We start from the raw sequence: 21,553 nt of genomic DNA, 5'->3' as shown, positions 1-21,553 counted from the left end.
CTCGGGATAGTTAAGATCCTTCATCGTTTTCCCTGTCTTCGAGGTAGCCATGCGCTTTTCCGATTTGATCGACACCGTGCGCCATCAGCCAGATGCCGTGACGATCCCGCCTGAATGGGGCCAGGGACGTGCCAGTTTTGGCGGCCTGGTGGCGGCGCTGCAATACGAGGCGATGCGTGCGCGCGTTCCGGCGGATCGCCCGGTTCGTTCGCTGGCGATTACCTTTGTCGGCCCGGTCGCGCCCGACGTGCCGGTGAGTTTCCAAGTCGACGTATTGCGTGAAGGCAAGGCCGTCAGCCAAGTGTTGGGGCGCGCCGTGCAGGACGGGCAGGTGGTGACGATCATCCAGGGCAGTTTTGGCGCGTCACGATCCTCGGTCGTGGCGGTGCAGGCTGATCCCGCGCCGCAATTCAAGGCTGTCGAACAGTGCCAGGAGTTGCCCTATATCAAAGGCGCCACCCCAGAGTTCATGCGGCACCTGGCGATGCGCTGGAGTGTCGGCGGATTACCCTTCACCGGCAATAAATCCCGCAGCATGGGCGGCTGGGTGCGTTTGCGCGGTGATGTGAAAGAAGAGCCGCTGGACGAGGGCCACATCCTGGCACTGGTGGACGCCTGGCCGCCGGCCTTGTTGCCGCACCTCACGCAAATGGCACCCGGTAGCACGCTCACCTGGACCATCGAGTTCGTCCAGCCGCTGCTGGAGCTGACTACGCTGGATTGGTGCCAGTACCTGGCCGAGATCGAACATGCCCAGGACGGTTATGGCCATGTCGCGGCGAAATTCTGGAGTGCCGACGGTCGTCTGATCGCCATGAGCCGGCAGACAGTAACGATTTTCGGCTGAGGCGTTTCGGCGATTCAGTGACGGTGGCGTTCCCGCCAGGCGCGCCACCAGCCACCGCTGAGGAAAAATCGAGGAAAGGTCAGGAATTGTTCCACCAGCAGGCGCGACATTGCGTCCTTGCGGTCGCTGAACGGCTCGGATGCCTGTTTTTCCAGGCTATGGCCGTGGCGCTGCAACCCCAGCGCGGCGAGCAGCCCGATCACGCCGATGGCGACATCACCCAGGCTCAGGCTGAAGACGCCCGATACGATCAGTAGAAAGGCAATGATGAACAGCGGCACCGCGATCAGGTGCAGGACCAGGTTGGCCGGATGGCGATGATTCTCGGGGTAGGCGCGCCATTGCCAGGCCGGAAGGTTGGGGTGACGTTTGCCCATGATGCTGTTCCTTGAGTCCGTGAAGTCCGAATAACCCAAGAATAGGCTGGGCCGGGCAGGGCGGCGAATCGCGGTTGACTATCGCAACGATAGGCGGCTATAGCGTATTTATGTCGACGACTGCTTTTGTGGTTATGTTGACTGCTCTTGTGGCGAGGGAGCTTGCTCTTGCTGGGCCGCGAAGCGGACCCAAACAGCAGGTGCGGTGTGTCAGGCTAAATGAGTATTCTCTTGAGGGGCTGCTGTGCAGCCCAGCGGGAGCAAGCTCCCTCGCCACAAAGGCAGAATGTCTAAAGCTTGAGTTGCCCAATCGCCCTGTTCAACGCCCCCGCCAGCGTCGCCAGTTCATGGCTGGTGGTGGCTGAGTCCACGGTCTGGCGCACGGTGTTTTCGGTCACGTCGCGGATACTCACCACCGCTCGGTTCATTTCTTCGGCGACATGGCTTTGCTGCTCGGCTGCGACGGCAATCTGAGTGTTGCTCTCGCGCATTTGCGCCACTGCTTCAGTGATCTGCGCCAACGCGTCACCAGCCTCGCACGCCTGTTGTACGCAATCGTCGGCCTTGAGCGAACTCTCTTGCATGAAATCCACCGCGTCGCGGGTTCCTGCCTGCAACGCCGACACCATCGTGGTGATTTCATCGGTCGAGGCTTGGACCCGCTTGGCCAGGTTGCGGACCTCATCGGCCACCACGGCAAAACCCCGGCCCATTTCCCCGGCCCGCGCCGCTTCGATGGCGGCATTGAGGGCCAGCAGGTTGGTTTGCTCGGCGATGCTGTGGATCACGCTGACCACACTGTTGATCTTCTGGCTGTCTTCGGCCAGCCGCTGGATCATCTCGGCGGTCTGCTGCACGCCGGTGGACAATCCGGTAATTGACTGCTGTACGCGGCTGACGACTTCGCGGCCGTTGCCGGCCAGCGTGTCGGTGGTTTTCGACAGGTCGCGGGTGGCGCCGGCGTGCTGGGCGATGTGATAAACCGTGGCGGACATCTCATTGATCGCGGTGGCGGCCTGGTCGGTCTCGCTCTGCTGGCCGAGCATGCCTTGGCGCACGTCGTTCATGCTCGATGCCAGGCGCGCCGCGCCGCTGTCCAGTTGCCGAGCGGTGCTGGCAACGGTGTCGACCACGCGCTGGTAACCCGCCTGCATCGCGTTGAACGCGGCGGCCATCTGGCCCACTTCGTCCCGGCAGGCCAAAGGCACGCGGGCGGACAGGTCGCCGGTCTTCTCCACATGCAGCATCACGTCTTTCAAGGTGTTGAGCTGACTGAGCAGAAAGCGGATCAATAATTGCGACGCACCGAGCATCGCCAGCATCAGCACAAACACCGCCACTGCATATTGACTGAAGCGTTCGCCGAACACCTGGCCCAGGCTCACGCTTCGGACCTGCTGTTCAAGGTGCATGGCATAGAGCACTAACAGCAACGTTGTGACAAAGGCGACCGCATTGACCGCCCAGAATTTATACTTCAGCGAGATATTGCTAAGCCAGGCACCCATGGAAGGTCTTCTCTGATAGCGGAAACAGCATTGGCAAGGTGCCAGTATTGTGCAGCTATCCAGGTGCCGGGGTTTTGATGTGGGTCAACGGACAAGGGATTCGGTTTATTCGCTAAGGGCGGGCAAGCCGAAAAACGCCCGGGCGCAAGCTGTGCTGTGGGCCGCCAGGTCTTCCTGGGTTTCGCCCCGGTGCAGGGCCACTTCCCGCAGGACTTCCGTCAGGTAGGCAGGCTCATTGCGACCGTTCTTGGGTTTGGGCCGCAGCGTGCGCGGCAGCAGGTAGGGGGCGTCGCTTTCGAGCATGAGCCGGCCGCGGCGGATTTCCCGCACCAATGGGTGAAGGTGCGTGCCTCGGCGTTCGTCACAAATCCAGCCGGTGATACCGATATGCAAGTCCAGATCGAGATAGCTGAACAGCGCTTTCTTCTCACCGGTAAAACAATGCACCACGGCGGCAGGCAACTGGTCGCGAAAGTCCCGGAGTATCTCCAGCAAGCGTTGGTCGGCGTCGCGCTCGTGGAGAAAGACCGGCAATTGCAACTCCACCGCGAGGGCGAGGTGTTCTTCCAGGACTTTTTCCTGCTGCGGACGGGGGGAGAAATCGCGATTGAAATCCAACCCGCATTCACCCACCGCGCGGACACGATTGTGCTTGAGCAGATCTTTCAAATGCCTGGCGCTGTCGGCCGTCCAATCGCTTGCGCTGTGGGGATGAATGCCGGCCGTGGAAAATAGCCGATCGCTTTGCGCGTCAAGCTGCTGGCAGAGTTCAAGGGCCTGTTCGCTGCCCTCGATGCTGGTGCCGATCAATACCAGTTGGCAGACCCCGGCTTCATAGGCGCGCTCGAGCACCGCCTGGTGTTTGTCGGCGAAACTGGGGTTGGTCAGGTTGACGCCGATATCGATGAGTTGCATGGTGCTACCTCGGCCCAAAGGCCGCCCAGCATATCAGAGCTGTAGATTTATAAGAAAAGCCAAGAACTACAATGAGTTGCGGCTGTCTGTTGAGGCCACGAGACGGGTCGGGGTGGTGTCGCTGCCATCGTTGTGCCAGTCTTTCGCACTTTTCAGCGCCCAAGGTGCTCTGTTTTGTCCGGTCCAGCCTCGGTTTTCCACAGGATGGCTCGGCAATACCCATTCGGAGAGTGGATGACACGTCCCCAGGTGTTGCTTTTGCTATGTGGTTCGTTGCTGTTGCCGATGCCGGCCGAGGCGCGGCTGCCCGGTCCGGTGCAGGTGGTGGCGCCGGGCACGGTGCGCGACCTGGCGCAAATCCGCAGCAGCCGGGTCTTGAAAGTATTGGTCAACCAGAGCCGCAACAGTTCCGGTGAAGTCCAGGGCCAACCCATCGGCGTCGAATATCATCGGTTGCGGGCTTTCGAACAATACCTCAACGGGCATGCCCGGGATGGCCAGGAAATCACCCTCAAGATCATTCCCAAGGCCAAGGATCAATTGCTTGGCGCCTTGCAGCGTGGGGAAGGGGACCTGGTGGCGCCAGGCGAGTTGCTTGAGCCGCAACCTGGCCATGCGGTGAGCGCCAGTGATCCGATCCGCACCGATGTGCCCTTGCTGTTAGTGGGCATCAAGGGTGAGAAGCGCTACACGCGCGTGGAACAACTGTCCGGCAAGACATTGGCCCTGCCCAACGGCAGTGCGGCGGGCGACGCCGTCAGCCAGATCAACCAGAAGCTGGCGCTGCTCAAGCTGCAGCCCGTCAAGATCGAATGGGTCGATCCCACCCTGGCGGTCGAGGATGTATTGGAGATGGTCCAGGGCGGGATTTTCCACCTGACCATCGTCGAGCAGCCCATCGCCGAACGCTGGGGCAAGATTCTTCCCAAGCTGCGTTTCGACCGGCAACTGCTGATTGGCGAGCCAAGCGACGAATATTGGTTCGTACACCGCGACGCCGCGATGCTGCGGGCGAGTATCGATCGATTCCTCGCCGGCTATAAAGCCCCGTCCAACCCGGATGCCGCCTTCCTGCGTATCTACCGCCGCTTGTATCAAGTTCACTATCCGCTGGCCCGGGCCAATCGCCAGCGCCTGGAGAAACTCCGCCCGGTGCTGCAAAAGCATGCCCAGGCCCAGGGCATGGACTGGCTCAACCTGGCGGCGCTGGCGTTCAAGGAGTCGGCCCTGCAACCCAATGCGCGCAGCGGCAGCGGCCCGACGGGCCTGATGCAGATCACGCCGTCCGCGGCCCAGCGGGTCGGGGTCAATGACATCCAGAACCTCGACGCCAATGTGCAGGCCGGCGCCAAGTACCTGGCGATGATCCGCCGCAAGTTTTTCGCCAGCCCCAAGCTCAACGAGCGCGAACGCATGGCGTTTGTCCTGGCTGCCTACAACATGGGGCCCGAGCGGGTCCAGGGTATGCGCGCCGAGGCTCGGCGGCGGGGCTTGAACCCCAACCAGTGGTTTTTCCAGGTCGAGCGCATCGCCATGGAGCAGGTGGGAATGGGCGCGGTCAGCTACGTTAATAGTGTGAACAAGTACTATCTGGCCTTTGACCGCGAGCGGGAATCGCTGGAGCCCCAGGGCCAAGCGGTGGTCGTGCGGAAATAATCAAATAAACCGATTGTTATGGCGGAATATTTGCGCTTTTTCCATTGGCTTATTTGATTAATATGGCGTCCAACCACACCTTACCAAGGAATGCACCATGAGCACGTTCGTCAACAAAGTTCTCTTTTCCCGCGCTGGCTACGGCCTGACGGTCCTGCGCATCGTTGTCGGGATCATCTTTGCCGCCCACGGCTCGCAGAAACTGTTCGGCCTGTTTGGTGGTTATGGCTTGGCGGGTACGGCACAGTGGATGGAAAGCATCGGCCTGACGCCGGGGTATCTGATGGCGACACTGGCGGGCGGCACCGAATTCTTTGCCGGACTTGCACTGATCATCGGCCTGCTGACGCGTCCAGCGGCGCTGGGTCTGGCGATTCTGTCGCTGGTGGCGATTTTCTCCGTGCACATCGGCAATGGTTTGTTCATGGCCAACAACGGTTATGAGTTTGCCTTGGCTTTGCTGGCCGGCAGCATCGCGGTGTTGATCGAGGGTGCGGGCAAGCTGTCCGTCGATAACGCCATCGCCCACTGATTACCTGCTTGAATCATCGAAGGCCCGTCTTGTACGGGCCTTTTTGATGGAGGCTGATTCTTGACACTGGCCAGTCAGCTTCTCTAGGATGCTGCTCATGCGCCGATTTAAACAGCTACTTGCGGGGCGCCAGGTGACTCATTGCAGTTGCCGTCAGAAGCCGTAATCCAGGCTTCGAAATACCGCTAAAGCGCTGGTTCGGTGTTGCCTCTCACCTGCCATGCAGACTTTTGAGGCAGAGACACGACACAATGAACGCACCCAGCCCCCTCGTACGTCTTGCGCCAATCACGGCGAATCTTGTCCAACGCAATCCGAAAATTCTCCTGGGCGGCAGCCATCAGCCGACGCTGTTGCGTTATCTGGACGGCTGGCCGCGACGCAGTCATGGGCCCGCAGCCTTCCTGATCCAATTCGTCGAAGACGGTGAGTCGCTGGCGCGTTTTGCCAATGACAGCTTCGACCTGGCCGTCATCCAATCCCCCAGTGCCGCGGACGCTCCTGAAATGATCCGCCACCTGACCCGTGTGGCGCGGCAGGGGTTGATCACCCGTCGTTGAGGTTTTTCAGTCTTTGGCCATGGCCCTGAACTGGTTGGCATGCGCGCAATTGATCACGATATTGCTGCGGGTCGACCAGTCGGTATTGATGATGTGGAAACGTTGGATGTAGCTGTTGATATCCTTGGATTCGAACCAGGCGTCTACTTTGTCGCTGAAATCGTCGGGAACGAATAGGCCCGTGTATTTAGCGCATTGAATCGCGCGAAGCGCATAAGGTCTTTTAGGTTGGGCGCTGACATCATCCATAAACTCTTTCAACGTTGACGTTGAAATATAATCTTTGCCAATCCATTGTTGCTCAACACCCGGCCAATAGTCGTCGTCGCCGCGGTTACTGTTGTAAGAGATCACCACGGTACGCTCAGGAGTTTCCTGTCGAAGTTCCGCCAGTGTCATAGGTCTGAAGGCATAGGGGATGAGACGTGCACCGATCATCTGATTGATCAATTGCTGCAGTTCTTCATGCGAGGAATCAGTAAAGTTTTTGAATTGATGAAAATTCAAAATAATGATTTCGTTCCTTCGGGCTGGCTCGGCGTAAAAAGCGTTCAGGACCCCGAGCACGTCGTCTGCAATGGTTCGGCCAGACGAGGTCAGGTGGTACAACTGGAAACGTCGTGGGTGACCGACGGGCTGGCTGGGAAACAATTCTACCCGCAAATCGATCACCCTGAACCCCCGATTGATCTGATCGCGTATCGGTACGTCTTGGGTGATTTCATTGGGCAGTAAAAATTTCGGCGCTTCTTTGTCGGAACCGGAGTCGTGGGTGCCGGGAAGTATCAGTTCATCTATACGGAGTTTGTAAATGCCGGGCGTGCTGCCCATCCAGCGATCGGGAGTGCTCATGATATTCATCCTTGAATGTTAATTCGGAAATTGAAGTGCGCCGTGTTGGCGCACTTTCAAGTTCTAGAAAAAAAGCGCTGTGGTCAAATTGAAGAAGTTGACAGTCTGTGTCAGCAGGAGAATTTGAACTTCTTTAGAGGTCGAGTTGTTATAAGTATTCAATATGGGTGATGTATATCAGTTGCGCCCCGGCAGGAGTTTGAACGGTCACCTCGGCATCCAGGGCCTTGCCAATCAACGCCCGTGCCAGGGGTGAGTCGATGCTGATCAGGTTCTGTTTCAAGTCCAACTCGTCGGGGCCGACGATGCGATAGCGGGACTCGTTGCCGTCCTCATCCTCTACCGTAACCCAGGCGCCAAAATAGACCTTGTTTGGGTCGCTGGGCTTTTCGCTGACGATCTTGAGCGCTTCGAGGCGCTTGGTGAGAAAGCGCACGCGACTGTCGATTTCCCGAAGCATTTTCTTGCCATAGGTGTATTCGGCATTTTCCGAACGATCGCCTTGGGCCGCCGCTTCACTGACCGACTGGGTCACCTGGGGGCGGCGTACATGCCAAAGCTCATGCAGTTCAGCGCGCATCCGCGCTTCCCCTTCGGGGGTAATCAGCGCGGTGCCGGCGGTGCGGGGAGGACGATAGCGGCTCATGGCAACTTCTTGTCAGGGCAAAGCCGCCAGTCTATCAACCCTCGCGCAACACTGTCAGGGGGCTGGCGTTGAGCGCTCGGCGGGTGCCGAACACGCCTGCCGCACCGATCAGCAATGCGCCTACCAGTGGCAATATCAACAGCCACGGATGCGGATGCCAGGGTAGATCGAAGGCATACCGGTAGAGCACGAGGCTCACCAGTTCCGACCCCAGTGCCGCGAGCAAACCGCTGACCGCCCCGAGCAGGCCGAATTCGATGCGCCGGGCCTTGATCAGCAACTTCCGCTCGGCACCCAGGGCGCGTAGCAGCGCGCCTTGGCGAATCCTCTCGTCGAGAGTGGCCTGCAAGCCCGAGAACAGCACGGCCATTCCCGCCGCCAGTACGAACAGCAATACATATTCCACCGCCAGCGTTACCTGGGCGAGGATGCTGCGCAGTTGTTCGAGCAGGGCTTCGACTTGCAGGATTGTCACGGCCGGGAAGGCCCGGGACAGGTCGACGATCTGCTGGTCGTGGCCGGCCGCCAGATAGAAACTGGTGAGGTAAGTGGCGGGCAGGTCCTTCAACGTTCCTGGCTGGAAAATCATGAAGAAGTTTGGCTGGAAGTTGTCCCAGTTGATCTCCCGCAGGCTGGTGACCTTCGCTTCCCGATTCAGTCCACCGACACTGAACACCAGGCGGTCGCCCAACTTGATCTTGAGATTGTCGGCGACCTTGCCTTCCACCGAGACACCTGGGATATCGTCCGGCGGTTGCTGCGGCCACCAGCTCCCAGCCGTGACGACATTGCCCGCCGGCAGGTCCGCCGCCCAGGTCAGGCTCAGGTCACGCTGCAATGCGCGGTCGCCGGCCGAGTCCTTGGTGACGAATTCCTTGGCCGGCTCGCCATTGATGCTGATGAGCCGTCCCGGTACCACGGGGTACAGTGGAGCCGACTGCGCCGACAATTCCATCAGCTTGTCGCTGAACGCCTGCTTGTCGTTGGGCAGGATGTTCAAGGCGAAGTAATTCGGGGCGTTTTTCGGCAGTTGGTTCTGCCAGGTATCCAGCAACTCGCCGCGCAGCAGCGCGATCAGGGCCATCGACAACAGGATCAGGCCGAACGCCAGGGCCTGGCCAGCCGCCGCCAAGGGATGACGCAGCAACTGGCCCAATCCCAGCCGCCAGGGCAATGAGGCGCGAGCCAACATCCGGCGCAGGCTTTGCAGCAGCAAGAGCAGCAGCCCGCCAAGCACCAGCGCCGCAATCACGCCGCCGCCGAGCAGGGCGAAGGTCAGCACCAGGTCCAGGCTCAAGCGCCACATGATCAGTCCGAGCGCACCCAATGCGGCCCCGTAGACGACCCAGGTACTCGAGGGGATCGGCAGCATGTCCCGGCGCAGCACCCGCAGCGGCGGTACCCGACCCAGCGCGGCCAGCGGTGGCAAGGCGAAACCCGCCAATGCCACCAGCCCGGTGCCGATCCCGGCGATTGCCGGCAACAGGCCGCCCGGCGGCACGGTGGTGGGCAACAGGTCATGCAGCAAGGCGAACAGCCCCAGCTGCGCGATCCAGCCGAGCAGGGCGCCGCTGATATTGGCCAGCAGGCCCAGCACGGTCAGTTGCAGGCTGAACAGCACCATGGTTTCGCGGCGGGACAGGCCAAGGCAGCGCAGCAGCGCACTGGCGTCGAAGCGTCGCGTGGCGAAACGGTTGGCGGAGAGGGCGACGGCCACGCCGGACAGCAACACGGCCACCAGGCTGGCCATGTTCAGGTAGCGCTCGGCCTTGCCCAAGGCGCCGCCGATCTGGCGGTTGCCGTCGCGGGCATCTTGCAGGCGCTGGTTGGGCTCAAGGCCAGGCTTGATCAGGTCGCGATAGGTTTGCAGTGCCGGCGCCGGGCCTCGCCACAGGTCGCGATAGCTGACGCGGCTGCCGGGTTGCACCACGCCCGTGGCATCCAGATCCTTGAGGTTGATCAGCACGCGGGGGGTCAGGCTGTAGAAGTTGCCGGCGCGATCCGGTTCGTAAGTCAGCACCCGGCTCAAGCGAAGCGTCTGGTTGCCGACATCGATGCTGTCACCGATCTTCAGCTCCAACGCCGTCAGCAGGCGAGCTTCGACCCAGGCCTCCCCCGGAGCGGGGCGCCCGCCCGTTTCTTCCTGGCCGAAGGGCGCCGGGGCGCTTTTCAGTTCGCCACGCAACGGATAGATGTCATCGGCTGCCTTGACGCTGGACAGCTGGATACCGTTGTCGGTGGCGACAACGCTGGAAAATTCCACCACCCGGGCGTGTTCCAGGCCTAGATCGATGCCGCTGCGGATCTGTTCCGGGCGGGCAGGGGAACTGCCTTCGAGCAGCAGGTCGGCGCCGAGGAATTCAGTGGCGCGCATCATCATCGCGCCGTTGAGCCGGGCGCCGAAGTAACCGATGGCGGTGCTCGCCGCCACCGCCACCAACAGGGCGAAGAACAGCACGCGCAGTTCGCCGGCGCGGGCATCGCGCAGCAACTGGCGGACGGCAAGACTGAACAGGCGCAACAGGGGCAAGCGTGCCATCAAGGCTCCAGGGGCGCGACCATCTGGCCGGCTTCAAGTCGGATCAGGCGCCGGCAGCGATGGGCCAGGCGTTCGTCGTGGGTCACCAGAACCAGCGTCGTGCCGCGTTCCTTGTTCAGCTCGAACAGAAGGTCGCTGATGCGTTCGCCGGTGTGGCTGTCGAGGTTGCCGGTCGGCTCGTCGGCGAACAGCACGTCGGGTTCGGCGGCAAAGGCGCGGGCGATGGCGACGCGCTGTTGCTCGCCGCCGGAGAGCTGGCGTGGCGAGTGGGTCAGCCGCTGGCCGAGGCCGACTCGTTGCAACAGTTGCGTGGCGCGTTCCCGGGCGTCCTTGCGGCCGTCCAGCTCCAGCGGGAGCATGACGTTTTCCAGTGCATTGAGGCTGTCGAGCAGTTGGAACGACTGGAAGACAAACCCGACATGTTCAGCGCGGACCCGGGCTCGCTGGTCCTCGTCCAGTGCGCTGAGGGCCTGGCCGGCAAGTATCACTTCACCGCTGCTGGGCAGGTCGAGGCCGGCCAGCAGGCCAAGGAGCGTGGATTTGCCGGAACCGGACGCGCCGACGATGGCCAGGCTGTCGCCCTGGTTCAGTTCCAGGCTGAGTTCGTGCAGGATGGTCAGTTCACCTTCCGCGCTGGGTACCACTTTGCTAAGGTCCGTCGCGATGAGAATGCTTGAGCCCATGGAGAATCCGATGCGTGTGTGGTTTTTGAGTGCCGGCCTGGCCTTGATGTGCATGGTCCAGAACGCAGCGGCGGGTACTGTCCTGATCGTTGGCGATAGTATCAGCGCGGCTTTCGGCCTGGATACCCGCCAAGGCTGGGTGTCGTTGCTTGACCAACGGCTCAAGGCCGAGGGTTTCGACGATAAAGTGGTCAATGCGTCTATCAGTGGCGACACCAGTGCGGGAGGCCTGGCGCGCCTGCCGACGCTGCTTGCAGCCCATAAGCCGGACCTGGTGATCCTGGAACTGGGGGGCAACGATGGCCTGCGCGGACAGCCGCCAACACAATTGCAACAAAACCTTGCAGCGATGATCGACAGCTCCCGTGCCAGCGGTGCCAAGGTGCTTTTGCTGGGCATGCAGTTGCCCCCCAATTATGGACGGCGCTACACCGAAGCCTTCGCCCGGGTCTACAGCACCTTGGCCGAAGAGAAGAACGTGCCGCTGGTGCCGTTTTTTCTCAAGGACGTCGGGGGTATACCCGGGATGATGCAGGGGGACGGATTGCACCCGTCCGTCGCGGCCCAGGGCAAGTTGCTGGAAAATGTCTGGCCGGCGCTGAAACCGCTGCTTTGACGCTTTTCTACAGGCGGTGTTTCGGCTAATGTGGCGCCCCCGATTTGGAGCCCCCGATGCCGCGTCCCGCCTGGTCCCTGTTTGCCTACCAACTGATCGAGCCTGACGAGCAGTTGGACCTGTTCGCCTGCCAGGAAGTGCGGGTTCATCTGGTGACCCGGCAGTTGGAACTTGGCGGCTCGGCCGACCGGACCCTTTGCGGCAGCCTTTTGCCGGCCCAGCCACGCTGGTCGGCGGTCGATCGCAAGATATTCCAGGACCATCGCCTCTGTTCGTTGTGCCGGGCGATCCTCGAATCACAGAAGCGTGGCACTTCGCCGATCTGGCCGGAGCTGCGGTTCGAGTTGTAACCCCCCTCGCTTCCACAGGATCTGATTTCAGTTCCCGGACCTGCTGCGCATCGGACGCCTCGGCGCCGCTCTCCCCGAACTCACGGGCGGCAGTGTACAATCGTCGCTTCACACCCTCTGTTCGATCTGCGAAGGATTTCCCGGATGTTGCCGCGCTTGCCTGCCGTCGCCCGCTGCCTGTCTCTTGCCGCCCTGTGTATGGCTGGGCCCGTTGCCGCATTGGAGTTGCCCCTGCCACCGCCGGGTGAAGACATTGTCGGCCAGGTGCAAGTCATCAAGGCCAAGTACGAAGACACCTTCGCGGACCTGGGTACCACCTACGACCTGGGCTACACCGAGATGGTCGCCGCCAACCCTGGGGTCGATCCGTGGTTGCCGGGCGCTGGCACTGAAATTGTCTTGCCGACCCGTTTCATCCTGCCGCCGGGCCCGCGCGAAGGCATCGTGATCAACCTCGCCGAATACCGCCTCTACTATTTCCCCAAGGGTCGGAACGTCGTCTACACCTTCCCGTTGGGGATCGGTCGTGAAGGTTGGGGCTCGCCTATTGCCCACACCAGCATCATCGCCAAGACGCCGAACCCGACCTGGACTCCTCCGGCGTCGATCAAGGCCGAACATGCCGCCGATGGCGATCCGTTGCCCAATGTCGTGCCGGCCGGTCCCGATAACCCGCTGGGCCCGTTCAAGTTCACCCTGGGGACGCCGGGCTACCTGATCCACGGTTCGAACAAGAAGTTCGGCATTGGCATGCGCACCAGCCACGGCTGCTTCCGGATGTTCAATAACAACGTGCTGGAAATGGCCGGCATGGTGCCGGTGGGTACGTCGGTGCGAATCATCAACGACCCGTACAAGTTGGGCGTGAGCGGCGGCAAGGTGTATCTGGAAGCGCATACGCCGCTGGACGACAAGGGCAACCCGTCCGTGGTGGACAAGCACACGGCGGTCATCAACGCGATGCTCAAGCGTGAAGACATCACCAGCAACCAGCGCATGAACTGGGACGTGGTGCGTGACGTAGTGGCTGCCGAAGACGGCTTGCCGGTAGAGGTCGCTGTTCCGAATACTTCGGCCCCGATGGTTTCCAGCGCGCCGATCGACCTCACGCAATAGCCTGTGTGAAAGCAACCCGCCGACGTCTCACGAGGTCGGCGGGTTTTTTATCGCCGGTAAAACGCCGGGCAATAAAAAGCCGACCCAGTGATGGGTCGGCTCGATAACAATCCCGAAGGACTATTACTTGCGGCTAGCTTTTTCCAGCATGCGCAGAGCACGCTCGTTAGCTTCGTCAGCAGTCTGTTGTGCTTTTTGAGCAGCAGCCAGAGCTTCATCAGCTTTACGGTAAGCTTCGTCTGCACGAGCTTGGGAGCGAGCTGCTGCGTCTTCGGTAGCAGTCAGACGTGCTTCGGTTTCTTTCGATGCGCTGCTGCAACCGGTAGCCAGAACTGCGGCCAGGGCCAGAGCAGAGAATTTCAGAACGTTGTTCATCGTGTTCCCCTTCAAGGACTTTCTATTTAGTGACTGTCTCCCCAGAGTGAGGAGTTAGCCGGCGTACATACTACTCATTACTTGTAGTAAGTAAACTGACGTAGCGCAAGAAGCAAAAAAATTGTAGGCGGTGATTGTTTTTCAGGCAACTTTTCTGAGTGCTGTTTAAAAAACACACAGCCGCAACCGCCAGAATGGAGCGCGTGGTTGAAGAAAAGTTCCGTTGACGCGCTAACTCCCCCGAGCACACTAAAGTCGCTGCTTATTGATTCTCCTGGACTTTTGCTCATTTTTTGCGCAGCCATCCAAGCATCTTTTATTGCTGCAGACGGTGACTTTAACAACCGGCGCTCGTCTCAAGACTCAACAACTGGCGATGTTCAGCTATTGCGCCTTGACCGACTACCGCGTGAAAGTGACGCTCAATCGATAAACCCGTCGGGGTTTATCCCTTCAGTGACAGGCGTGCCTTGAGCATTTGCGTCATTGGTGCCTACTATTCACGACGTGCTCGGGTTTGAGCGATTGGTTTTTTTGCGCTCGGTGACCAGACAGGCACGGGGTGGCGTAGATGTTCCTTCGCCGGAAAAACATCGGTAAGGTAGGGGTCAGCATTCAGACCCGCGAGGAGTAGTGATGAGCGAGGCGGTTTCCATCCACCATGACCAGGCTGGTCATCAGTTCGAGACCATTGTGGACGGTCATCGTGCCTATCTGACCTACATGGACCTGGGCAAGCAGACCCTGGACATCTATCGCACGTTCGTGCCCAACGCCTTGCGTGGCAGGGGGATTGCTGCGAAGTTGACCGAAGAGGCGCTCAAGTACGCCGAGGAAATGGGCTACACGGTGATCCCGTCCTGCTCCTATGTGGAGCGTTACATGGAGCGACACCAGCGGCACGCGGCGAAGCTCTGAAACGTTTGGATCGCACAAAAAAACGCCGGACTGAAAAGCCCGGCGTTTTTTTATGCGTGCAATTCGCCGATCAGCTGCGCTGACGCTTTGGCAGCACGTCCTTGAGCTTGGCGTGCATGCCGCGCAAGGTCTTCTCGGTCGCGCTCCAGTCGATGCAGGCATCGGTGATGGAGACGCCGTACTGCAAATCTGCGAGGTCTTTCGGGATTGCCTGGCAGCCCCAGTTCAGATGACTTTCGACCATCAGGCCGATGATCGACTGGTTGCCCTCCAGGATCTGGTTGGCGACGTTCTCCATCACCAGCGGTTGCAGCGCCGGATCCTTGTTGGAGTTGGCGTGGCTGCAATCGACCATGATGTTCGGCTTGATCTTCGCCTTGTTCAGGGCCTGTTCGCACAACGCGACGCTGACCGAATCATAGTTCGGCTTGCCGTTGCCGCCGCGCAGCACCACGTGGCCGTAGGCGTTGCCCTTGGTCGTCACGATCGACACGCCGCCTTCCTGGTTGATACCCAGGAAACGATGCGGGCTGGAAACCGACTGCAAGGCGTTGATCGCCACGGTGAGGCCGCCGTCGGTGCCGTTCTTGAAGCCCACGGCCGACGACAGGCCAGAGGCCATTTCGCGGTGGGTCTGGGATTCGGTGGTGCGCGCGCCAATGGCCGACCAACTGATCAAATCCTGCAAATATTGCGGCGAGATCGGGTCGAGGGCCTCGGTCGCGGTGGGCAGGCCCATCTCGGCCAGGTCCAGCAGCAACTGGCGACCAATGTGCAGGCCGTCCTGGATCTTGAAGGAGTCGTCCAGGTACGGGTCGTTGATCAGGCCTTTCCAGCCGACGGTAGTCCGAGGCTTCTCGAAATACACGCGCATCACCAGGTACAAGGTGTCGGAAACTTCCGCCGCGAGCACTTTCAGGCGCTCGGCATATTCGTGGGCAGCCTTGATGTCATGGATCGAGCAGGGCCCGATGACGACGAACAGGCGGTGGTCGGTGCCGTCGAGAATGTTGCGGATGACTTCCCGGCCCTTGGTCACGGTGCGCAGGGCAGCGTCGCTCAGGGGGATATCACGCTTGAGCTGGTCAGGCGTGATGAGGGTCTCGTTGGAGGCGACGTTAAGGTCATTGATCGGTAAATCAGCCATCGTGTTACTCGTCAGGTCACGGGTGCCGGCCGCCAGCGATTCCCCGCGCGGCGGTGCACAGCGGATTTAAGCGCGTCGGGGAGCCGAACCTTAGCGCGTTAGGAGGTGGCTCGACAATGGGCAGGGGCCGGTTTAATTGTGGCAAGCAAGCTCCCTGGCCACGGGCGGCAGGTCTTGTGTAATGATGCGCAGGGATTGTTCAACGGGGGAGTTGCATGATGCAGGCAGGCGCAACAACCAGGATCGGCATGATCGGCACCGGGGCGATTGGCGGGTTCTATGGCGTCATGCTGGCGCGGGCCGGCTACGACGTGCACTTTCTATTGCGCAGCGAATTTGCCGCCGTGGCCGATCGCGGTTTGCGGGTCGCCAGTGAAGTTCATGGGGCGCTGACCCTCGACCCGGTCCAGGCGTATCGCTCGGCAGCCGATATGCCGCCTTGCGACTGGTTGCTGGTCGGTGCCAAGACCACCAGCAATGCCGACCTGGCCCCGGCCATCATCCAGGCTGCCGCTGCTGGCGCAAAAGTCCTGCTATTGCAGAACGGCCTCGATGTCGAGGACGAACTGCGACCGCTATTGCCCGATTCGCTGCACTTGTTGGGCGGCCTGTGCCTGGTCTGCGTCCATCGCGTCGGCCCCGGCGTCGTCGCCCACCAGGCCCTCGGCGCGGTCAACATCGGTTACCACAGCGGTCCTGGCCGGGATCAGGCCGAACGCATGGCGATTGTCGAAGAGGGCGCTGGGCTGTTCCGTACCGCCGGTATCGACTCCCAGGCCATGGCCGACCTGCAACAGGCCCGTTGGCAGAAGTTGGTGTGGAACGTACCGTACAACGGTCTTTCGGTGCTGCTGGGCGCCAGCACCACGCCGTTGATGGCTGACGACCACAGCCGCGGGCTGATCCAGGCGCTGATGGACGAGGTGGTACGCGGTGCGCGGGCCTGTGGTCATCAAATTGCGCCGGGTTACGCCGAATACCTGTTCACCATGACTGAGAAGATGCCCGACTACTGGCCGAGCATGTATCACGATTATTCCCACAAGCGACCGCTGGAGTTGGATGCGATTTATGGCCGGCCATTGGCTGCGGCCAAGGCGGCAGGATGCGAACTGCCGAAAATCGAAGCCTTGTATCAGGCGCTGGCGTTTTTGGATCGCCACAACGCTGATGGCGAAAGAGGGAAACATGGCCAATAACATTGATGACAAGCTGGTGCTGGCAATTTCCTCGCGGGCCTTGTTCGACTTGAGCGAAAGCCACAAGGTCTACCTGGCGAGTGGTGTCGAGGCCTATCGGCAATACCAGATCGAGCATGAAGACGAAGTCCTGGCACCTGGTGACGCTTTCGCCCTGGTGCAGAAATTGCTCAACCTCAACCAGCACCTCGGGCGTGCCCGGGTCGAAGTCATCCTGGTTTCGCGCAACAGCGCCGACACTGGCCTGCGTGTGTTCAATTCGATTCATCACTATGGCCTGGCGATTTCCCGCGCAGCATTCGTCGGCGGTCGCAGCCCTTACCCTTATCTGAAGGCGTTCGGCTGCGACCTGTTCCTGTCCACTCACGCCGAAGACGTGCGCAGCGCCCTCGAGGCCGGATTCGCGGCGGCGACCATCCTGTCGGGCGGTGCCAGCCGTGCGGCCAGCGAGGAACTGCGCATCGCCTTCGACGGCGATGCGGTGCTGTTCTCCGATGAGTCGGAACGCGTCTATCAGGCTGGCGGCCTGGAGGCATTCCAGGCCAGTGAACGACAGGCTGCGCGCGAGCCGCTGCGAGGTGGACCGTTCAAGGGGTTCCTGGCGGCGCTCAATGCGTTGCAGCGCGAATTTCCCGAAGACGCCTGCCCGATCCGCACGGCGCTGGTTACGGCCCGTTCCGCACCGGCCCACGAACGGGTGATCCGTACCTTGCGTGAGTGGGATATTCGCCTGGATGAGTCGCTGTTCCTCGGGGGGCTGACCAAATCCGCGTTCCTCGAAGCCTTTGCCGCCGACGTGTTTTTCGACGACCAGACCGGTCATTGCGAACTGGCCCGGGAAGTGGTCGCCACTGGGCACGTGCCCCATGGCATCAGTAACGAAGTGAAGCTCTGACTGGCCGCTGTCCGGGCGTTACGTCGCACGTCGAACTCCTCGGGGCGCTGCTAAGCTGAATCAATCTCCGCCATCCTGGCACTCGAGGAGGTCACATGATTCGTTCGATGCTGTACGCCACGGACCTGGGCCTTTATGCCCCTTATGTGATGCAGCATGCCTTGGCGTTGGCACGGACGTTTGCAGCCGAGTTGTATGTGGTGCATGCGGTGGAACCGATGGGGCTGTTCGCCGAGTCGGTGTTGCAGAGCTATCTGGACGAGCAGGCGTTGAACGAATTCCATCGTCAGGGTCTGAGTACGGTGATGGCCAATATCGAGCAGCAGGTGCTCGACAGTTTTCGTGAAGAACTGGGGGAGGGCCAGCAAGACTTGAAGCTGATCAAATCGGTCAGGGTGTTTCAGGGTGATCCTTCCCAGGTCATTCTCGAACAGGCGGCAAAACTCTCCGTCGATTTGCTCATCGTTGGCAGCCATTGTCAGGGCGCAAGCGGCGAAACCCCTTTGGGCAGGACCGCCGCACGGGTTTTGCAGTTGTCCCGTGTGCCGGTGTACCTGGTGCCGCTGGTGCAGCGTCGGCGTCAGGGAGATGCTTGAGGCTAAATGATGGCCTTTTATAAAAAGTTCTAGATTTCTTTGTGCAACCATTCATATAGTTATATGCCGTCGCTGATGCCCGTCGCATCCAACTGCTTTGAGGGATACATATGAAGCTTCAACAACTGCGCTACATCTGGGAAGTGGCGCACCACGACCTCAACGTTTCCGCTACCGCCCAAAGCCTCTACACGTCGCAACCTGGCATCAGCAAACAGATCCGCCTGTTGGAAGACGAACTGGGCGTCGAAGTCTTCGCCCGCAGCGGCAAGCACCTGACCCGCGTGACCCCGGCCGGTGAGCGCATCATCACCACGGCTGGCGAGATCCTGCGCAAGGTCGAAAGCATCAAGCAGATCGCCCAGGAATTCTCCAACGAGAAAAAAGGCACCCTGTCGATCGCGACCACCCATACCCAGGCTCGTTATGCCCTGCCGCCGGTAATCAGCAATTTCATCAAGCAATACCCGGACGTGGCGCTGCACATGCACCAGGGGTCGCCGATGCAGATCGCCGAAATGGCCGCCGACGGCACCGTGGATTTCGCCATCGCGACCGAGGCCCTGGAGTTGTTCGGCGATCTGGTGATGATGCCGTGCTATCGCTGGAACCGCTGCGTGGTCGTGCCCCACGGGCATCCGTTGACCAAGCTGCCGAAGCTGACCCTCGAGGCCTTGGCCGAATACCCGATCGTGACGTATGTATTCGGTTTCACCGGTCGTTCCAAGCTCGACGAAGCCTTCAGCCATCGTGGCCTGACGCCGAAAGTGGTGTTTACCGCCGCCGACGCCGACGTGATCAAGACCTATGTGCGCCTCGGGCTGGGCGTGGGCATCGTGGCGAAAATGGCCGTCGACACCAAACTCGACAATGACCTGGTGGTATTGGATGCCAGCGAGTTGTTCGAATCCAGCGTGACCAAGATCGGTTTCCGCCGTGGCACGTTCCTGCGGGGGTTCATGTGCGACTTCATCGAGAAGTTCGCCCCGCACCTGACCCGTGAAGTCATGGCCAAGGCCATCCAGTGCCACAACAAGCAGGAACTTGAAGAGCTGTTCGACGGCGTCGAACTGCCAGTGCATTGACCGACGTCTAGATAGCCTCGGTGACAGCGAACTGTTGCCGGGCGCCCGCCACGACGATCTCCACTTCATCCCCTTCGAATTTGCCCAGCAGGCTGCGCCCCAGCGGCGAGCGAGGGGTGATGACGGTGATCGGTTGTCCCACCAGCGAGACCTTCAGTCCCGCCGCGTCAGGTCCCAGGAACAGCCATTGCTGGCGGCCCTCGTCATCCTCCAACCCGATCAATGTGCCGACCTCGATTCCGCGTCGTTCGTCGTACGGCCTTAGCGTCAGGTTCTGGCAGAGGCTGAGCGACTGGCGGATCTCCTCGACGCGCCTGGCTTGGCCGGCGGCAAGATAAGACGCTTCGAGGCCCAGGGTGTCGTACTTGTTTTCGGCAATGTTTTCTTCGTGGGTCGCGGTTTCGTAGGCGGTTTGCGCGGCGCGCTCGGCGATGTCGAGGTCAATCTTGAGCTTGTCGAGAATCAATTGGTGGACGGTTGGTTTGTTCATGATCATTCGCAAAATTGCAGGACGTTGGTGCGGCTTTTTTCGCTCGGCGCGTTCTGGTCCTGTTGCAGCCAGAACTGGCATTTGGGATTGGACAGGTTGCGAGGGTTGCTTCGAACCTGGTCAAGCGCCTGGCGTTGCTCGTTCCTTTGCAGGTTCTGCTGATATTGCTCGAACATCGGCGTAGGCGGCTCGGGTGCCGGCTGAACTGCCGGCGGTTGCGCCAGTTGCTGCACAGCGGCCGCCACCGGGGCGAGTTGCTCATCGAATAGAAACTTCGACAACAGCCATCCCGTCAACACGATGGCAAGGAAGCCCAGCCACAGGCCCAAGGCGATACTGACGGTCAATTGCAAGGCGGTAAGGCGCGACGAGGAATGGTCGGGCATGTCTGCTTCCTGGCTGAACACGGGATAGGCGGCAATTGTCGCATGAAGATTAATCGCCGTCGGCTCTTCTGCATCGACGTTGCAATGCGGGACAATCGGGTTTTGCCACAGGGAGTCGGGAATGACCGTGCGTTGGGATATTTTTTGCACCGTCGTCGATAACTTTGGCGACATCGGCGTCACCTGGCGCCTGGCGCGGCAATTGGTGGCTGAGCACCGATGCGCGGTGCGCCTATGGGTCGATGACTTGCGAGCCTTCGAGCGGCTGTGCCCGGCCATTGATATCACGCTTTCCGAGCAATGGCAGGAGGGCGTGCAGGTGCGCCATTGGCCCAAGGACTGGCTCGATACCGAGGCCGCCGAGGTGGTGATCGCCGCGTTCGCCTGCCAGTTGCCCAGCGCCTATATGGATGCGATGGCCGAGCGCGAGGTAACGCCGCTGTGGATGAATCTCGATTATCTGAGCGCCGAGGACTGGGTGATCGGTTGTCATGGCCTGCCATCGGTCAAGTACAAGCACGTGCAGAAATATTTCTTTTTCCCCGGCTTCCAGGCAGGCACCGGTGGCCTGCTGCGGGAGGAGGGCTTGCTGGAGCGTCGCCGGCAATTTCAGCAGGACGACGTGGCGCAGCGAATTTTCCTGCAAGGGTTGGGCGTCGACCGGGCTGCGGATACGCGCCTGATCTCGTTGTTTGCCTATGAAAACACAGGCCTGGCGAGTTGGTTCGACACGATGGCGGCCGGGCCCGAGGCGTTTCACGTGCTGGTCCCGGAAGGGCGGGTGCTGGCGGATGTCCGGCGCTGGCTGGGTGACGAGGGCGTTGAGGTTGGTGCGGTGCATCGGCGCGGAGCCCTGACGGTACAGGTTCTGCCGTTCATCCGGCAGGATCAGTACGATCAGTTGTTATGGTGTTGCGACTTCAACGCCGTGCGCGGTGAAGACTCTTTCGTGCGCGCCCAATGGGCCGCCCGGCCAATGCTCTGGCACATCTATCAGCAGGAAGAAGACGTCCATCTGGAAAAGCTCGAAGCGTTTCTGCGGTTATATACCGAGGGGCTCTGCGGGCCTGCGGAAAAAGCGATCAGCGGTCTCTGGCGGGCGTGGAATGCCGGCCAGGATATGACCGGACATTGGAAATCGGTATGCGAACAACGCCAGGAACTGGCCGAACACGCCCAGGCGTGGTGTCTGGAACAAGCCTCGCGAGCCGATCTTGCCACGGCGCTGGTGAAGTTTTACCGAAATTGGATATGATACGCGGCCT

Annotated in this window: 24 protein-coding genes; 13 read left to right on the top strand and 11 right to left on the bottom strand. The window is 60.6% G+C overall.

What is annotated here, in order from left to right:
* The first annotated feature begins 49 nt into the window (after positions 1-49).
* Complete coding sequence (locus tag HU742_RS17740) at positions 50-847, top strand: acyl-CoA thioesterase (protein WP_186610521.1); 798 nt, start codon at positions 50-52, stop codon at positions 845-847.
* Positions 848-861: 14 nt separating this feature from the next.
* Here the strand turns inward: HU742_RS17740 and HU742_RS17735 are convergent, their stop codons facing one another.
* The 3 genes from HU742_RS17735 to HU742_RS17725 all read right to left on the bottom strand — a co-directional run bounded on the left by HU742_RS17735 (position 862) and on the right by HU742_RS17725 (position 3,647).
* On the bottom strand, positions 862-1,224 hold the full coding sequence (locus HU742_RS17735; protein ID WP_186643104.1) for an Mpo1-like protein: 363 nt from the start codon (positions 1,222-1,224) through the stop codon (positions 862-864).
* Positions 1,225-1,514: 290 nt separating this feature from the next.
* Positions 1,515-2,732 (bottom strand): methyl-accepting chemotaxis protein, encoded by a 1,218-nt coding sequence (locus tag HU742_RS17730; RefSeq protein WP_186643105.1) that lies wholly within the window; start codon positions 2,730-2,732, stop codon positions 1,515-1,517.
* 105 nt (positions 2,733-2,837) lie between these two features.
* Positions 2,838-3,647, bottom strand: a complete 810-nt coding sequence (locus HU742_RS17725) for a TatD family hydrolase (RefSeq protein ID WP_186643106.1) — start codon at positions 3,645-3,647, stop codon at positions 2,838-2,840.
* Positions 3,648-3,881: 234 nt separating this feature from the next.
* Between HU742_RS17725 and HU742_RS17720 the strand changes: the two genes are divergently transcribed.
* The 3 genes from HU742_RS17720 to HU742_RS17710 all read left to right on the top strand — a co-directional run bounded on the left by HU742_RS17720 (position 3,882) and on the right by HU742_RS17710 (position 6,395).
* The gene (locus HU742_RS17720; RefSeq protein ID WP_186636918.1) at positions 3,882-5,303 is read left to right on the top strand and encodes an MltF family protein; all 1,422 of its coding nucleotides are present in this window, start codon (positions 3,882-3,884) and stop codon (positions 5,301-5,303) included.
* A 97-nt stretch (positions 5,304-5,400) separates the two neighbouring features.
* Positions 5,401-5,835, top strand: a complete 435-nt coding sequence (locus HU742_RS17715) for a DoxX family protein (RefSeq protein ID WP_186610526.1) — start codon at positions 5,401-5,403, stop codon at positions 5,833-5,835.
* A gap of 251 nt (positions 5,836-6,086) precedes the next feature.
* On the top strand, positions 6,087-6,395 hold the full coding sequence (locus HU742_RS17710; protein WP_186636910.1) for a class I SAM-dependent methyltransferase: 309 nt from the start codon (positions 6,087-6,089) through the stop codon (positions 6,393-6,395).
* A 6-nt stretch (positions 6,396-6,401) separates the two neighbouring features.
* Here HU742_RS17710 and HU742_RS17705 read toward each other — a convergent pair whose 3' ends face one another.
* The 4 genes from HU742_RS17705 to HU742_RS17690 all read right to left on the bottom strand — a co-directional run bounded on the left by HU742_RS17705 (position 6,402) and on the right by HU742_RS17690 (position 11,115).
* Positions 6,402-7,247, bottom strand: a complete 846-nt coding sequence (locus HU742_RS17705; protein ID WP_186643107.1) for a PI-PLC domain-containing protein — start codon at positions 7,245-7,247, stop codon at positions 6,402-6,404.
* A 148-nt stretch (positions 7,248-7,395) separates the two neighbouring features.
* A complete protein-coding gene (gene greB / locus HU742_RS17700) occupies positions 7,396-7,893 on the bottom strand; it encodes a transcription elongation factor GreB (protein WP_186643108.1) in 498 nt (165 codons plus the stop codon).
* A 34-nt stretch (positions 7,894-7,927) separates the two neighbouring features.
* Positions 7,928-10,432: an ABC transporter permease gene (locus tag HU742_RS17695; protein ID WP_186643109.1), complete on the bottom strand. Its 2,505-nt coding sequence runs from the start codon at positions 10,430-10,432 to the stop codon at positions 7,928-7,930.
* Positions 10,432-11,115: an ABC transporter ATP-binding protein gene (locus HU742_RS17690; protein WP_186643110.1), complete on the bottom strand. Its 684-nt coding sequence runs from the start codon at positions 11,113-11,115 to the stop codon at positions 10,432-10,434. The genes HU742_RS17695 and HU742_RS17690 overlap by 1 nt, the downstream gene beginning before the upstream one ends.
* A 10-nt stretch (positions 11,116-11,125) precedes the next feature.
* Between HU742_RS17690 and HU742_RS17685 the strand changes: the two genes are divergently transcribed.
* The 3 genes from HU742_RS17685 to HU742_RS17675 all read left to right on the top strand — a co-directional run bounded on the left by HU742_RS17685 (position 11,126) and on the right by HU742_RS17675 (position 13,197).
* Entirely contained in the window at positions 11,126-11,731 is a 606-nt protein-coding gene (locus tag HU742_RS17685; protein ID WP_186610532.1) for an arylesterase, read from the top strand.
* A gap of 56 nt (positions 11,732-11,787) precedes the next feature.
* On the top strand, positions 11,788-12,081 hold the full coding sequence (locus tag HU742_RS17680) for a hypothetical protein (protein ID WP_047226351.1): 294 nt from the start codon (positions 11,788-11,790) through the stop codon (positions 12,079-12,081).
* Positions 12,082-12,225: 144 nt separating this feature from the next.
* Positions 12,226-13,197, top strand: a complete 972-nt coding sequence (locus HU742_RS17675; RefSeq protein WP_186636897.1) for a L,D-transpeptidase family protein — start codon at positions 12,226-12,228, stop codon at positions 13,195-13,197.
* Between the two features lie 123 nt (positions 13,198-13,320).
* Here the strand turns inward: HU742_RS17675 and oprI are convergent, their stop codons facing one another.
* Complete coding sequence (gene oprI, locus HU742_RS17670; RefSeq protein WP_003183784.1) at positions 13,321-13,572, bottom strand: outer membrane lipoprotei OprI; 252 nt, start codon at positions 13,570-13,572, stop codon at positions 13,321-13,323.
* A 636-nt stretch (positions 13,573-14,208) separates the two neighbouring features.
* Here oprI and HU742_RS17665 point away from each other — a divergent pair.
* Positions 14,209-14,490 carry a GNAT family N-acetyltransferase gene (locus tag HU742_RS17665; protein ID WP_186610534.1) on the top strand — a complete coding sequence of 94 codons (282 nt, stop codon included), beginning with the start codon at positions 14,209-14,211 and terminating at the stop codon, positions 14,488-14,490.
* Positions 14,491-14,560: 70 nt separating this feature from the next.
* Here HU742_RS17665 and HU742_RS17660 read toward each other — a convergent pair whose 3' ends face one another.
* Complete coding sequence (locus HU742_RS17660; protein ID WP_186636896.1) at positions 14,561-15,637, bottom strand: 3-deoxy-7-phosphoheptulonate synthase; 1,077 nt, start codon at positions 15,635-15,637, stop codon at positions 14,561-14,563.
* A 218-nt stretch (positions 15,638-15,855) separates the two neighbouring features.
* Between HU742_RS17660 and HU742_RS17655 the strand changes: the two genes are divergently transcribed.
* The 4 genes from HU742_RS17655 to cysB all read left to right on the top strand — a co-directional run bounded on the left by HU742_RS17655 (position 15,856) and on the right by cysB (position 19,412).
* Positions 15,856-16,836, top strand: coding sequence for a putative 2-dehydropantoate 2-reductase (locus tag HU742_RS17655; RefSeq protein ID WP_186643329.1), 981 nt, complete (start codon positions 15,856-15,858; stop codon positions 16,834-16,836).
* Positions 16,826-17,731: a 5'-nucleotidase gene (locus HU742_RS17650; protein ID WP_186636895.1), complete on the top strand. Its 906-nt coding sequence runs from the start codon at positions 16,826-16,828 to the stop codon at positions 17,729-17,731. The genes HU742_RS17655 and HU742_RS17650 overlap by 11 nt, the downstream gene beginning before the upstream one ends.
* Positions 17,732-17,826: 95 nt before the next feature.
* Positions 17,827-18,327: a universal stress protein gene (locus HU742_RS17645; RefSeq protein WP_186636894.1), complete on the top strand. Its 501-nt coding sequence runs from the start codon at positions 17,827-17,829 to the stop codon at positions 18,325-18,327.
* A 110-nt stretch (positions 18,328-18,437) separates the two neighbouring features.
* Complete coding sequence (cysB, locus tag HU742_RS17640; protein ID WP_090284966.1) at positions 18,438-19,412, top strand: HTH-type transcriptional regulator CysB; 975 nt, start codon at positions 18,438-18,440, stop codon at positions 19,410-19,412.
* Positions 19,413-19,419: 7 nt separating this feature from the next.
* Here cysB and HU742_RS17635 read toward each other — a convergent pair whose 3' ends face one another.
* Both HU742_RS17635 and HU742_RS17630 read right to left on the bottom strand, forming a co-directional pair.
* A complete protein-coding gene (locus HU742_RS17635; protein WP_186636893.1) occupies positions 19,420-19,902 on the bottom strand; it encodes a GreA/GreB family elongation factor in 483 nt (160 codons plus the stop codon).
* Positions 19,903-19,904: 2 nt separating this feature from the next.
* Positions 19,905-20,288, bottom strand: a complete 384-nt coding sequence (locus tag HU742_RS17630) for a hypothetical protein (RefSeq protein WP_186636882.1) — start codon at positions 20,286-20,288, stop codon at positions 19,905-19,907.
* 121 nt (positions 20,289-20,409) lie between these two features.
* Between HU742_RS17630 and earP the strand changes: the two genes are divergently transcribed.
* On the top strand, positions 20,410-21,543 hold the full coding sequence (earP, locus tag HU742_RS17625) for an elongation factor P maturation arginine rhamnosyltransferase EarP (RefSeq protein WP_186643111.1): 1,134 nt from the start codon (positions 20,410-20,412) through the stop codon (positions 21,541-21,543).
* The last annotated feature ends 10 nt before the right edge of the window (positions 21,544-21,553 follow it).

Source organism: Pseudomonas marvdashtae (assembly GCF_014268655.2).
GTDB classification, from domain to species: domain Bacteria; phylum Pseudomonadota; class Gammaproteobacteria; order Pseudomonadales; family Pseudomonadaceae; genus Aquipseudomonas; species Aquipseudomonas marvdashtae.
This window is presented reverse-complemented; position numbering and strand designations above follow the sequence as displayed.

What these genes read in the sequence shown, in the direction of transcription:
- HU742_RS17740 (WP_186610521.1), top strand. Translation starts at nt 50, where the DNA reads ATGCGCTTTTCCGATTTGATCGACACCGTGCGCCATCAGCCAGATGCC.
- HU742_RS17735 (WP_186643104.1), bottom strand. Translation starts at nt 1,224, where the DNA reads ATGGGCAAACGTCACCCCAACCTTCCGGCCTGGCAATGGCGCGCCTAC.
- HU742_RS17730 (WP_186643105.1), bottom strand. Translation starts at nt 2,732, where the DNA reads ATGGGTGCCTGGCTTAGCAATATCTCGCTGAAGTATAAATTCTGGGCG.
- HU742_RS17725 (WP_186643106.1), bottom strand. Translation starts at nt 3,647, where the DNA reads ATGCAACTCATCGATATCGGCGTCAACCTGACCAACCCCAGTTTCGCC.
- HU742_RS17720 (WP_186636918.1), top strand. Translation starts at nt 3,882, where the DNA reads ATGACACGTCCCCAGGTGTTGCTTTTGCTATGTGGTTCGTTGCTGTTG.
- HU742_RS17715 (WP_186610526.1), top strand. Translation starts at nt 5,401, where the DNA reads ATGAGCACGTTCGTCAACAAAGTTCTCTTTTCCCGCGCTGGCTACGGC.
- HU742_RS17710 (WP_186636910.1), top strand. Translation starts at nt 6,087, where the DNA reads ATGAACGCACCCAGCCCCCTCGTACGTCTTGCGCCAATCACGGCGAAT.
- HU742_RS17705 (WP_186643107.1), bottom strand. Translation starts at nt 7,247, where the DNA reads ATGAGCACTCCCGATCGCTGGATGGGCAGCACGCCCGGCATTTACAAA.
- greB (WP_186643108.1), bottom strand. Translation starts at nt 7,893, where the DNA reads ATGAGCCGCTATCGTCCTCCCCGCACCGCCGGCACCGCGCTGATTACC.
- HU742_RS17695 (WP_186643109.1), bottom strand. Translation starts at nt 10,432, where the DNA reads ATGGCACGCTTGCCCCTGTTGCGCCTGTTCAGTCTTGCCGTCCGCCAG.
- HU742_RS17690 (WP_186643110.1), bottom strand. Translation starts at nt 11,115, where the DNA reads ATGGGCTCAAGCATTCTCATCGCGACGGACCTTAGCAAAGTGGTACCC.
- HU742_RS17685 (WP_186610532.1), top strand. Translation starts at nt 11,126, where the DNA reads ATGCGTGTGTGGTTTTTGAGTGCCGGCCTGGCCTTGATGTGCATGGTC.
- HU742_RS17680 (WP_047226351.1), top strand. Translation starts at nt 11,788, where the DNA reads ATGCCGCGTCCCGCCTGGTCCCTGTTTGCCTACCAACTGATCGAGCCT.
- HU742_RS17675 (WP_186636897.1), top strand. Translation starts at nt 12,226, where the DNA reads ATGTTGCCGCGCTTGCCTGCCGTCGCCCGCTGCCTGTCTCTTGCCGCC.
- oprI (WP_003183784.1), bottom strand. Translation starts at nt 13,572, where the DNA reads ATGAACAACGTTCTGAAATTCTCTGCTCTGGCCCTGGCCGCAGTTCTG.
- HU742_RS17665 (WP_186610534.1), top strand. Translation starts at nt 14,209, where the DNA reads ATGAGCGAGGCGGTTTCCATCCACCATGACCAGGCTGGTCATCAGTTC.
- HU742_RS17660 (WP_186636896.1), bottom strand. Translation starts at nt 15,637, where the DNA reads ATGGCTGATTTACCGATCAATGACCTTAACGTCGCCTCCAACGAGACC.
- HU742_RS17655 (WP_186643329.1), top strand. Translation starts at nt 15,856, where the DNA reads ATGCAGGCAGGCGCAACAACCAGGATCGGCATGATCGGCACCGGGGCG.
- HU742_RS17650 (WP_186636895.1), top strand. Translation starts at nt 16,826, where the DNA reads ATGGCCAATAACATTGATGACAAGCTGGTGCTGGCAATTTCCTCGCGG.
- HU742_RS17645 (WP_186636894.1), top strand. Translation starts at nt 17,827, where the DNA reads ATGATTCGTTCGATGCTGTACGCCACGGACCTGGGCCTTTATGCCCCT.
- cysB (WP_090284966.1), top strand. Translation starts at nt 18,438, where the DNA reads ATGAAGCTTCAACAACTGCGCTACATCTGGGAAGTGGCGCACCACGAC.
- HU742_RS17635 (WP_186636893.1), bottom strand. Translation starts at nt 19,902, where the DNA reads ATGAACAAACCAACCGTCCACCAATTGATTCTCGACAAGCTCAAGATT.
- HU742_RS17630 (WP_186636882.1), bottom strand. Translation starts at nt 20,288, where the DNA reads ATGCCCGACCATTCCTCGTCGCGCCTTACCGCCTTGCAATTGACCGTC.
- earP (WP_186643111.1), top strand. Translation starts at nt 20,410, where the DNA reads ATGACCGTGCGTTGGGATATTTTTTGCACCGTCGTCGATAACTTTGGC.